Annotated in this window: 9 protein-coding genes; 3 read left to right on the forward strand and 6 right to left on the reverse strand. The window is 72.5% G+C overall.

The genetic code is table 11. From position 1 onward, the window contains the following. Window positions 1-32: 32 nt before the first annotated feature. The 4 genes from HET64_RS31250 to HET64_RS31265 all read right to left on the reverse strand — a co-directional run bounded on the left by HET64_RS31250 (window position 33) and on the right by HET64_RS31265 (window position 3143). Window positions 33-878: a spermidine synthase gene (locus tag HET64_RS31250; RefSeq protein ID WP_215110514.1), complete on the reverse strand. Its 846-nt coding sequence runs from the start codon at window positions 876-878 to the stop codon at window positions 33-35. A 71-nt stretch (window positions 879-949) separates the two neighbouring features. Continuing rightward, window positions 950-2125 carry an elongation factor Tu gene (gene tuf, locus HET64_RS31255; protein WP_215110515.1) on the reverse strand — a complete coding sequence of 392 codons (1176 nt, stop codon included), beginning with the start codon at window positions 2123-2125 and terminating at the stop codon, window positions 950-952. A gap of 95 nt (window positions 2126-2220) precedes the next feature. Beyond that, the gene (locus HET64_RS31260; protein ID WP_215110516.1) at window positions 2221-2376 is read right to left on the reverse strand and encodes a hypothetical protein; all 156 of its coding nucleotides are present in this window, start codon (window positions 2374-2376) and stop codon (window positions 2221-2223) included. A gap of 53 nt (window positions 2377-2429) precedes the next feature. Then, window positions 2430-3143 carry a DNA alkylation repair protein gene (locus HET64_RS31265; protein WP_215110517.1) on the reverse strand — a complete coding sequence of 238 codons (714 nt, stop codon included), beginning with the start codon at window positions 3141-3143 and terminating at the stop codon, window positions 2430-2432. Window positions 3144-3192: 49 nt separating this feature from the next. On the opposite strand from HET64_RS31265, the gene HET64_RS31270 reads away from it, so the two are divergent. Together HET64_RS31270 and HET64_RS31275 are read left to right on the forward strand one after the other, a co-directional pair. Continuing rightward, the gene (locus HET64_RS31270; RefSeq protein WP_215110518.1) at window positions 3193-3915 is read left to right on the forward strand and encodes a TVP38/TMEM64 family protein; all 723 of its coding nucleotides are present in this window, start codon (window positions 3193-3195) and stop codon (window positions 3913-3915) included. Between the two features lie 169 nt (window positions 3916-4084). Next, window positions 4085-4966, forward strand: coding sequence for an undecaprenyl-diphosphate phosphatase (locus HET64_RS31275; RefSeq protein ID WP_215110519.1), 882 nt, complete (start codon window positions 4085-4087; stop codon window positions 4964-4966). A 129-nt stretch (window positions 4967-5095) separates the two neighbouring features. Here HET64_RS31275 and HET64_RS31280 read toward each other — a convergent pair whose 3' ends face one another. Both HET64_RS31280 and HET64_RS31285 read right to left on the reverse strand, forming a co-directional pair. Beyond that, window positions 5096-5659, reverse strand: a complete 564-nt coding sequence (locus HET64_RS31280; protein ID WP_215110520.1) for an AAA family ATPase — start codon at window positions 5657-5659, stop codon at window positions 5096-5098. Between the two features lie 18 nt (window positions 5660-5677). Further along, complete coding sequence (locus HET64_RS31285) at window positions 5678-10018, reverse strand: bifunctional nitrate reductase/sulfite reductase flavoprotein subunit alpha (protein WP_251146139.1); 4341 nt, start codon at window positions 10016-10018, stop codon at window positions 5678-5680. A 172-nt stretch (window positions 10019-10190) separates the two neighbouring features. On the opposite strand from HET64_RS31285, the gene HET64_RS31290 reads away from it, so the two are divergent. Further along, window positions 10191-10426, forward strand: a 236-nt coding sequence (locus HET64_RS31290; RefSeq protein ID WP_215110521.1) for a beta-galactosidase, incomplete at its 3' end; no start/stop codon positions are given.

Raw genomic sequence — 10426 nt, forward strand, 5'->3', positions numbered from 1 at the left:
AGATGTGTATAAGAGCCAGGCCCGACGGAGCCTCAGCCGACGCTGAAGGCTCCGTCGGGCGGTTCGGGCGAGGCGACCGCGTCCACGTCCGCCACCGGGCGGGCCCCGCCGATGAACCGGGTCAGCGCGGGGCCGTGGGTGACCCGTGCGGGGAAGGCGTCGGCGGCGCAGGCGCGGACGAGCGGGGCCACGTCGAGGGGCGCGTACGAGGCGAGCAGCACGACGTTGCCGAAGCGGCGCCCGCGCAGCACGCCCGGTTCCCCGATCAGCGCGAGTTCCGGGAAGACGGCGGCGAAGTTCGCCAGCTGGGAGCGGAGGAAGGCGAACGGCGCGCTGTCGGCCAGGTTGGCGGCGTAGATCCCGTCCCCGCGCAGCGCCCGGCCGGCGGCCCGCGCGTACTCGACGGACGTGAGGTGCGCCGGAACACGGGAGCCGCCGAAGACGTCCGCGATCAGGAGGTCGGCGGAGGCGGGGACCGCCGCCTCCAGCCGCTCCCGGGCGTCGGCCGCGTGCAGGGAGATGCCGCTGCCCTCGGGCAGCGGCAGATGTTCCCGGACCAGCCGCAGCAGCTCGTGGTCCGCGTCGATGACGTCCTGGCGCGATCCCGGGCGGGTCGCCGCCACGTAGCGGGGCAGGGTCAGCGCCCCGCCGCCCAGGTGCAGGACGTCCAGGGCCGCGCCAGGCCCGGCCGCGCCGTCCACGACGTGGGCGAGCCGGCGCACGTACTCGAACTCCAGGTAGGAGGGGTCGTCGAGGTCGACGTAGGACTGGGGCGCGTCGTCGACCGTGAGCAGCCAGGCCCGGTCGCGGTCCACGTCGGGCAGCAGCCGGGCGGTGCCGCAGTCGACCTCGCGGATGACGGGTATCGGCTCGTTCACGTCTCCATTGTCGCCTCCCGCGCACCGCTGCCCGTCACCCCCGGACGGGGGGTGACGGGCAGCGGTGGTGCTCAGAGCAGCGCGGTGACCGTGCCCGCGCCGACCGTGCGGCCGCCCTCGCGGATCGCGAAGCCGAGACCGGACTCCAGTGGCACGTCACGGCCCAGCTCCACGGTCATCGTGACCGTGTCGCCGGGGCGGGCGACCGCCGCCTCGCCGAGGTCGACATCGCCGACGACGTCCGCCGTACGGATGTAGAACTGCGGCCGGTAGCCGGTGGTCACCGGGGTCGACCGGCCGCCCTCCTTCGTCGACAGGACATACACCTGGGCGGTGAACCGGCGGCTCGGCACCACACTGCCGGGCGCGGCCACGACATGGCCGCGGCGGACCCGGTCGCGCTCCACCCCGCGCAGCAGCAGCGCGACGTTGTCCCCGGCCTCGGCGGACTCCATCGGCTTGCCGAAGGTCTCCAGACCGGTGACGACCGTCTCGATGTCCGCGCCGAGCACCGCGACCCGGTCGCCGACGCGGACGGTGCCGCGCTCGACGGCACCGGTGACGACGGTGCCCCGGCCGGTGATGGTCAGGACGTTCTCGACGGACAGCAGGAACGGCGCGTCGGTGTAGCGCACCGGAATCGGTACGTACGTGTCGACGGCGTCCAGCAGCCCTTCGATGGCCGCCGTCCACCGCGGGTCGCCCTCCAGCGCCCGGAGCCCGGAGACCCGGACCACGGGGACGGAGTCGCCGCCGTACCCGTGCGCGGAGAGCAGCTCGCGGACCTCCAGCTCGACCAGGTCGGTCAGCTCGGGGTCGCCCGCGTCGGCCTTGTTGAGGGCGACGACGATGTGGTCGACGCCCACTTGACGGGCCAGCAGGACGTGCTCGGCGGTCTGCGGCATGATCCCGTCGAGCGCGGAGACGACGAGGATCGCCCCGTCGAGCTGCGCCGCGCCCGTCACCATGTTCTTGATGTAGTCCGCGTGACCGGGCATGTCGACGTGCGCGTAGTGGCGGGTGTCGGTCTCGTACTCGACGTGCGCGATGTTGATGGTGATGCCGCGCTGGGCCTCCTCGGGGGCCCGGTCGATCCGGTCGAAGGACACGTAGGAGGTGGAGCTGCCGCCGCGCTCGCTGAGGACCTTGGTGATGGCGGCGGTGAGGGTGGTCTTGCCGTGGTCGACGTGGCCCATGGTGCCGATGTTGAGGTGCGGCTTGGTGCGCACGTAAGCCGTCTTGGACATAGCTCGTTCCTTGGAGAACTCGAAGCTGAGAAGAGAAGACCCCAGGGCCCCGCCGACCCTCCCCTCACGGGGTCCGCCGGACTGTCGGGGGAGGGTCAGCTTCGGGCGCCGCCGATGGGCGCTGCGGCGGCGGTGAACGCTGCCGCTGCCGCTTCCGCGGAGAACGCCGCCGCGAGGGCCGCGTCGTTCCCGGCAGCCTTCGGCGCGTCCGCGACTGCGGACGGCGCTGCGGGGAAGGCGTACCGGAACATGCCACCGATCATGGCCGGGCGGGGCGTCGCCGTCGAATGGTTTTCCCGACGCCTCAGAGGTTCTTGAGGGCCTCGCGCACGGAGAGCGGCGACAGGCGGGCCCCGGCTCCCTCGACGAATTCGCGTACGGCGGTGGGGTCGGTCTTGGCGTACTCCCGCAGGGCCCAGCCGATCGCCTTGCGGACGAAGAAGTCGGGGTGGTCCGCGCGGCGCAGGCAGTAGCCGAAGAGCCGGTCGGTGTCGGTGGCTTCCCGGTAGCGCAGCTGGTGGAGGAGGGCGGTCCTGGCCGCCCAGAGGCTGGGGTCGTCGATCCACCGGTCCATCTCCCGGGCGAGCGCCGGGTCGGCGGCGACCAGAGGCCCCGCGACATGCGCGGCCAGCACGTCGACCGTGTCCCACCAGGTGACGGTGGTCACGAGGTGGTGCAGTACGGGCAGGAAGCCCGAGGTGCAGCGGCCCACGTACCGGCGCAGGTAGTCGGCGGCGAAGTACTGGTACTCCCGCTCCGGCAGCCGCCAGCAGCGCAGCGCGACCGCCGTGCAGTCCGCCTCGTCCGGCCGCCCGGCGCCCGCCAGCACCGTCCGCGACAGGGCCCGGCGCTCGGGGGTGGGGATCCCGAGGAAGGGGGCGACATGCTTCATGTACGCGGCGGCTCCCTCGGCCCGTACGGGGTCGGCGGCCGGGGCGTACACGGCGACGAGCCGCTCCAGGACGGTGTCGGCGAGGACGCTGTCCGGCGGGGCGGGGGCGTCGGCGGCGGGGTTCACGCGAGGCACATTACGGCGATCACACAGCGTTTTCGGTTACTCTCCCCGAATGTTCGACCCTGTCCCCACTGCCCGGCCCGCCACCGGTCCCGCCCTGCGCCTCTCCAGGGCGTTGCTGTCACCGTGGTCACGGTTCTCGCTGCTCGTGGTGGTCCTGCTGGGGGCCGCGTCGACGATGCTGCTGTTCGAACCACAGCGGCTGCTGGCGTCGGGCTGGCCGCCCCAGCTGACCGGGGGCACGGCCGCGATGCTCTTCGGGCTGGCGTACGGGGCACTGACGGTGGCGTTCGTGCCGCGCCCACTGCTCAACATCGCCGCGGGCGCCTTGTTCGGCGCGCAGGCGGGTCTCGCCGCGGCGCTGGCGGGCACGGTGCTGGGCGCGGGCGTGTCGTTCATGCTGGGCCGGGTGCTGGGCCAGGACGCGCTGCGGACCCTGTTGCGCGGGAGGCTGCTGACCGCTGCGGACGGGGTGCTGAGCCGGCACGGCTTCCGGTCCGTCCTGGCGCTGCGGCTCTTCCCCGGGATCCCGTTCGCCGCCGCCAACTACTGCGCGGCGACCTCCCGGATGAGCGCTCCGCCGTTCCTCCTGGCCACCGGGCTGGGGTCGATCCCGAACACGGCGGCGTACGTGATAGCCGGCAGCGAGGCCGCGTCGCCGACCTCGCCGGTCTTCCTGGCCGCCATGGGCTTCATCGTGCTGTCCGCTCTCGGCGGCGCGCTGGTCGCCTGGCGCAAGCGTCACCGGCTCGGCCGGGACACGCCGGAGGACTGAGCGTACGGCGGCACGTGGATGACCGGTGCGGTAGGCCTGACGTTTACTTTCAGGCGATACGCTGCCCGCGACCTCGATGTCCTTGACCGCACTCCGTACTCCGCACGCAGCCGACGGGCCCAGTCGTCCGTGGCCGATGCACGATCACCTCCGGGATGGCCAAAGCCCCATGAGCTGGTTCGAATCATTCGTCCTGGGACTCGTTCAGGGACTGACCGAGTTCCTGCCGATCTCCTCCAGCGCCCATCTGCGGCTGACCGCCGCGTTCGCCGGCTGGCACGACCCGGGGGCCGCCTTCACCGCCATCAGTCAGATCGGCACGGAGGCGGCGGTGCTCATCTACTTCCGCAAGGACATCGCACGCATCCTGTCGGCGTGGTTCCGCTCGCTGACGGACCGTTCGATGCGCGGTGACCACGACGCCCAGATGGGCTGGCTGGTGATCGTCGGCTCGATCCCCATCGGCGTGCTGGGCATCACGCTCAAGGACCAGATCGAGGGCCCGTTCCGCGATCTCCGGCTGATCGCGACGACGCTGATCGGCATGGGCATCGTGCTGGGCATCGCCGACCGGCTGGCCGCGCGCGACGAGTCGGGCGGCAGGCACCGTGTGGTGAAGGAGCGCAAGACGCTCAAGGAGCTGGGGATCAGGGACGGTCTGATCTTCGGGTTCTGCCAGGCGATGGCGCTGGTCCCCGGGGTCTCCCGGTCGGGCGCGACGATCAGCGGTGGTCTGCTGATGGGCTACACCCGCGAGTCGGCCGCCCGCTACTCTTTCCTGCTGGCGATCCCCGCGGTGCTCGCCTCGGGGGCCTACGAGCTCAAGGACGTGGGCGAGGGGCATGTTTCCTGGGGCCCGACGATCTTCGCGACGGTGGTGGCGTTCTTCGTCGGATACGCCGTCATCGCGTGGTTCATGAAGTTCATCACGACCAAGAGCTTCATGCCGTTCGTCATCTACCGCATCCTCCTCGGCATCGTCCTCTTCATCCTGATCTGGGCCGGGGTGCTCAGCCCGGACGCGGGTGAGTCGGCGGGCACCACCCCGTAGGCGTTGTGCGCCCCGCCCGGGAGCAGCCGGGCGGGGCGATCCAGCAGCGCAGCAGCCAGCAGCGCGGATAGATGTCCCCACCGTACGGCGGGGGTCTGACAACACCGGGGCCTCGGGCCGGTGGGGGCGTCAGGCCGGTGGGAGCGTCAGGCCGGTGGCGGACAGGACCGCGTCGACCGTCTCGTCCACGCTCAGCTCCGCGCTGTCGATCCAGATCTTCTCGTCGGCCAGTTCGGCGCGCATGACGTCGTCCAGCGGGGACCAGTCCGTCGTCAGCGTCTTGTCCCGGGCGAGGTTGCGCTCCATGGCCTTCGCGGCGCCCGGTGCCAGGACCACGCGGTGCAGCGGTACGCCGGTGAGCGTGGCGCGGTAGAAGTCGAGGTGGGCACGGCGTACGACGACGTCGTCGATGACCGGGAGGAAGCCCGCGGCGACGAAACTGCCCGCCAGCAGGCAGGCGTTGCGGGCCCGGAGGAAGATCTGCCGGTCCGCCTCCTCGTCCCCTTCGGGCGAGGGCCAACGGCCGCCGGAGACGATGAGTTCCTGGAGGGCGTCCACCTCGATGTGGGCGGAGGCGGCGAAGCGGGCGGCGAGAGCCGCGGCCACCGTGCTCTTGCCGCTGCCGGGGATGCCGATCAGCAGGACGGCGCCCGCCGCCGGTTCGGTGTCCACCGGTACTCCGGTCCACCCCATGTGGCCACGCTCCCTCGTTCAGTACACGTCACGCACGTATCTGCGGTCCGAGGCTAGCTGCTTGACCTGCGCGGCCGCCGCGTCGGGTTCGAGTCCCCCGTGGGCGACGGCGATGTCGCGCAGGGCCCGGTCGACATCCTTGGCCATGCGGGAGGCGTCGCCGCAGACATAGAGGTGGGCGCCGTCGCGGAGCCAGGACCAGAGCTGGGCTCCGTGCTCGCGCATCCGGTCCTGGACGTAGACCTTGGCCCGCTGGTCGCGGGAGAAGGCGGTGTCCAGCCGGGTCAGGGTGCCCGAGCGGCTCAGCGCGTCGAGTTCGTCGCGGTAGTAGAAGTCCGTGGCACGGTGCTGTTCGCCGAAGAACAGCCAGTTGGCGCCGGGGTGGCCGAGCGCCCGGCGTTCCTCCAGAAAGCCCAGGAACGGGGCGACTCCGGTACCGGGTCCAACCATGATCATCGGGGTGGCCGGGTCGGCGGGCGGGCGGAAGCGCTCGTTCCGCTGGACGAACACCGACAGGGGGCTGTCCGGTCGGGCGTCGGCGAGGAACGTGGAGGCGACGCCCTTGCGCATCCGGCCGCGGTGGCTCTCGTAGCGGATCACGGAGACGGTCAGCCGCATCCGGTGGGGGTCCATGAGCGGGCTGGACGCGATGGAGTACAGCCGGGGGCGGAGCGGCCCGAGCACCTCGGTCCAGGCGGCGGCCGTGGCCCGTACCGGGTGTTCGGCGAGGACGTCGACGGCCTGCCTCCCCCAGATCCACCGGTCCCTCTCACCCTTGTTGTCGGGGCGCAGCAGCTTCTTCAGGGACCGGTCCCCCGTGTGGTCGGCGACCAGGCGCAGCAGGTCCGGGGTGATGCGGGCGATGTCGAGGTGGCGGTGCAGGGCCTCGCCGAGGGCGACCGGGCCGTGCCCGGGGACGTCCACCTCGGCGGCGGGGTCGAGGCCGGTGACGGCGAGCCATTCGGCCACCAGGTCGGGCGAGTTGAGGGGCTGTACGCCCAGCGCGTCCCCGGCCGCGTACGTCAGGGGGGTGTCGGCGCCCCGCGTGTCGATCGTGAAGGCACGGACCTCCTTCGTCGCGCCGGGCAGGCTCAGGAGGCGGTTTCCGCTGAGGAGGGCGGTGACGGGCGCGGCCCGGGAAGGACGGGCGGGGACCGTCCCGACCGGCGACGCCGGGGCGGGCGGTGTGGCCACTGTCCGCTCCGCCGCCCCCTCCGGTGCCGTCGCCTCCAGCGCCGCCCGGACCTCCTTGAGCCACTGGCCGAAGGGCTGTTCGTACTCCGGTTCGCAGTCGGTGCGCGGGACCAGCCGCTCGGCGCCCAGTTCGCCGAGGCGTTCGTCCAGACGGCGGCCGTGGCCGCAGAAGTCGTCGTAGCTGGAGTCGCCGAGCGCGAGTACGGCGTAGCGGACACCCTCCAGGCCCGGGGTCCCGGGGGCGTTCAGCGACTCCCAGAAGGCGGAGCCGTTGTCGGGGGCGTCGCCGTCGCCGAAGGTGCTGGTGACGACGAGGAGATCGGCCGGGCTCGGCAGGGCGTCGGGCGTCCCGTCGTCCATGCCGAGGAGCGTGGTGCGGTACCCCTCGGCGGCCAGGGTCCGGGCGGCCGTCGCGGCGACCTCCTCGGCGTTGCCGGTCTGCGAGGCCCACAGCACGACGACCGGCCGGCCCGGTTCCTCCGGGGCTCCCGCCCCTACCGCGCGGGCGGGCCCGGGCTCCGGAGTCCCCGCGAGCCGGGAGTACGTGCCGGCCAGCACTCCGTTGACCCACAGCGCGTGGTCCGGGGCGAACGGGGCGCCCGGCGGAAGTACCGGGGTGCCCTCCGGCCGGGTGCCCAGGCCCGCGAGGAATCCGGCCAGATAGCGGCGTTCCGTCTCCGTGAGGACGGGTGGGGCGGTGTGCACGAGGCCCAGCGCGCCCACCAGCCCCGAGGTGTCCAACGGGCCGGACGAGCCGCCGAATCCCGGCATACCCACGAGTCCCGCACTGCCCACCAGCCCCGACGTGCCCACGGATCGGCCAGGGGCGTCCGCGGGACCGGGGCCGCCACCGCTGGGCGAGGGCCGTTCCGACGCGGCGGGATCGTGGCGCGGCGCGGGTGCGGCGACCTTCGCCAGCCGGACCGCGCACACCTTCAGCTCGGGCTGGAACGAGATCGGGTCGACCGCGTCGTTGGTCACGGCGTTCACGCCGAGGTACTCGCCGAACAGGTCGTTCCAGTGGAACGGGGCGAAGCACTCCCCCGCCCGGACCCGGTCGGTGATCCGGGCCGGGAGCACCGCGCGGCCGCGCCGCGAGGCGACCTCGACGCCGTCGTCCTCGCCGATGCCCAGGGCGGCGGCGTCGTCGGGGTGGATCTCCACGAACGGCCCCGGGTCCAGCCGGTTCAGCTTGGTGATCTTCGCGGTCTTGGTGAGGGTGTGCCACTGGTGCTGGAGCCGCCCGGTGTTGAGGAGATGCGGGAAGTCCTCGTCGGGCATTTCGGCCGGCGGCAGGTGCGGGCGGGCGTGGAAGACGGCCCGGCCGCTCGGTGTGGGGAAGGCGAGCCTCGGCACGCTCCCGTCGGGCCGCACGGTCAGTTCCTGGCTGACGCCGTCGTTGAGGTAGCGCACGGGATTGCGGGCGGGGCCGTCGACGGCGGCGCTGGGCCACTGCACAGGCGTCCCGCGCAGCCGCTCGTACGTCACCCCGCGCAGGTCGTAGCCGGTGCGCGGGTTCCAGGCGCGGGTGATCTCGGCGAAGACCTCCTCGGCGCTGGTGTAGCCGAAGGCCTCCTCGTACCCCATGGCGCGGGCCACCGCGGCGATGACGCGCCAGTCCGGCCAGGCCTCGCCCGGCGGATCGGTGGCACGGCGGGCGAGGGTGAGGGTGCGCTCCGAGTTGATCATCACGCCCTCGGACTCGGCCCAGAGGGCGGCGGGCAGGACGATATCGGCGTACGCGTTGGTCTCGGTGTCGGCGAACACGTCCTGGGTGACGACGAATTCGGCGGCCTCCAGGCCCTCGATGACGGTCCGGCGGTTGGCGACCGAGGCGACCGGGTTGGTGCAGATGATCCAGCAGGCCTTGATCTCTCCCTCGGCCATGCGCCGGAACATGTCGACGGTGCCGCTGCCCGAGCCGTCCGCGCGCAGGGTGCCGGGCGGAACGCCCCACAGCTCCTCGGTGAAGGCGCGTTCCTCGTCGACCAGGACCGATCGCTGGCCGGGCAGTCCGGGACCCATGTAGCCCATCTCGCGCCCGCCCATGGCGTTGGGCTGGCCGGTGAGCGAGAACGGGCCGCTGCCGGGGCGGCAGATCGCTCCGGTCGCCAGGTGCAGGTTGACGATCGCGTTGGTGTTCCAGGTGCCGTGGGTGGACTGGTTGAGGCCCATCGTCCAGCAGCTCATCCAGTCGCCCGCCTCGCCGATCCAGCGGGCCGCCCGCCGGATGTCGTCCTCGGGTATGCCCGTGATCCCGGCCACGGCGGCGGGCGCGTAGTCGCGGAGGAAGGCGGGCATCTCCTCCCAGCCCTCGGTGTGCTCGGCGATGAACTCCGGATCGGTGTGCCCGTTCTCGACGAGGAGGTGCAGCAGCCCGTTGAGGAGGGCCAGGTCGGTGCCGGGCCGGATCCGGAGGTACAGGTCGGCCTTGGCGGCGGTGGTGTTGCGCCGGGGGTCGACGACGATCAGCTTCGCGCCCGCCTTGACGCGCTCCATCATCCGCAGGAAGAGGATCGGGTGGCAGTCGGCCATGTTGGCGCCGGTGACGAGGAAGACGTCGGCGTGGGCGAAGTCCTCGTAGGACCCGGGCGGCCCGTCCGCGCCGAGGGACAGCTTGTAGCCGCTGCCCGCGCTCGCCATGCAGAGCCGGGAGTTGGACTCGATGGTGTTGGTCCCGATGAAGCCCTTGGCCAGCTTGTTGGCGAGGTACTGCGCCTCCAGCGTCATCTGGCCGGAGACGTAGAGGGCCACCGCGTCCGGGCCGTGGGTGTCCAGCACGGACCGCAGCCGGCGTGCCGTCTCCGCGATGGCGGCGTCCCGGCCGAGCGGGGCGGGCTGCTCGCTGCGGTCGGGGCGGGCCAGGGCCGTGGTCAGCCGCCCGGGGGCGGCGAGGAGGTCCGCGCCGGTGGCGCCCTTGGTGCACAGCCGGCCGGCGTTCGACGGGTGTTCCTTGTCCCCCGAGGCCTTCACGACGGTGCGGCGGCCGTCGGGGCCCTTGAACCAGCCGGTGCCGGAGTTGACGATCACGGCGACGTGGTGGTCGAGGGTGCGGGGTCCGACGGTGGGCAGCGCCCCGTGCTGGAGGCCGACGCCGAGGCAGACGAGGCCCAGGCGGTGGTGGAGCGGGCTGGGGGTGAAGAAGCGCATCCAGGTGTGGTACATCGCGGTCCTTCCTCTCCCTGCTGGTCCGTGGTGTCGATCCCCGCTGGTCCGTTGTGTCCAATCAACAGCGATCTTTGTCCATGGACCGGGTGCGGCGCCAGAGGTGAAGGTGGTCGGACCAATCGACCCGAGGGCCGCCGGGTGCGGCCGAGCACAGGAGCGTAACGGCACCATGACCGACTTCACCGTGGGGGACGACTGCTTCCGGCTCGACGGGAAGCCCGTGCGGCTGCTGTCGGGCGCCCTGCACTACTTCCGGGTGCACGAGGCGCAGTGGGAGCACCGGCTCGCGATGCTCGCCGCGATGGGGCTGAACTGCGTCGAGACGTACGTGCCGTGGAATCTGCACGAGCCCCGGGAGGGCGAGGTCCGGGATGTGGGGGCCCTCGGCCGGTTCCTGGACGCGGC

The organism is Streptomyces sp. McG3 (assembly GCF_018619185.1).
Lineage (GTDB): Bacteria > Actinomycetota > Actinomycetes > Streptomycetales > Streptomycetaceae > Streptomyces.